Origin of the sequence: Pseudomonas sp. BAV 4579 (genome assembly GCF_009765395.1) — a bacterium.
Classification (GTDB): Bacteria; Pseudomonadota; Gammaproteobacteria; order Pseudomonadales; family Pseudomonadaceae; genus Chryseomonas; species Chryseomonas aestiva.
Window position 1 is genome coordinate 1 of the sequence record NZ_WHOV01000260.1, and the last position, 1,001, is coordinate 1,001.

The following is a 1,001-nucleotide window of genomic DNA, read 5'->3' on the forward strand; positions in this document are numbered from 1 at the left end:
CCATCGCCATCACAGGGGCAGGCTAGCAAACACGACTTTTCAGACAAGCCCTAGGCAAACACAGAGGCACATGCCGCGGACCACAAGGTAGCGCTGGAAAGCTTTCAGTAGACTGGGCCGAGGATTACAAAGTAGTCAGCTTTCGACCCTGAACCCTCGTATTCCAATGCCCTGTGCATACCTGTTGAGCGTATCGAGTGACCGAAATACCCTTACTACTTCGCGTCTAGAGCGGAGAGGAAAATGTCGGCTCTCTTTGCTGTAACGCACCTGCAATTACCACCCATGGCTGTCGGGACCTGGAATTGCGTGCACGTCGTATGCGGCCCCGGCCGCTACAAGCGCACGGAGCCCTTCAGCGCTGATTGACTGACGCATAACGGCTACGCTTCGGAGGCCGGCCTTTATCGAGGGCAGCCACGATATCCTCCGGCATGAAATCTTTCGCCTTCTTCTTCGGCGGCTCTTGGCGCTGCGCTTTGGTTGGCTTTGGATTGCCAGGTACCGCTTGGGACCGACGGCTATCGCGTTGCTCTTGCATCCGCTGCGCGACCTGCAAGACGTGGCCCAGCCGCTTGTTTTCCACGATGGTGCCTTGGCTGACCTCAGGCAACTGATCCAACGTCTCGTAGGAAAAGGTAATTCCTGCTGATCGGACCTCAATTCGGCCGTCAGGGTAGTGATAGATCTCTGCGTATCGGCCTGCTAAAGCTCGTGCTTGTACCTTGTCGTGCAGGACATAGAGACGTCTGTCGTACTGCAGCGTGAGGCTTTTCGATACCCGCCGCGGTTCCCGCCATGTCAAGGTTAAAGACAGGTCCTCGTCGTCGCGTACTGGCCGGTGCGCATCGAAGTCCGAGCGGGCCGGTTTGCCGAAGCGGCGATTGTGATCGGCAATGAAGAGCGGCAGATAAGCATTGGCGGCTTCGACGGTGCTGATGTTTCGTAGTCGCAGTTCCTTGACCAGGCGATCCTGCAAGGTGAGATGGGCTCGCTCGACG

The 1,001-nt window shown here is 57.3% G+C and carries 1 pseudogene; it reads right to left on the minus strand.

From position 1 onward, the window contains the following. Positions 1–355 precede the first annotated feature (355 nt). Positions 356–1,001, minus strand: a pseudogene (locus GSQ95_RS25890) (ISNCY family transposase); the annotation flags it as partial.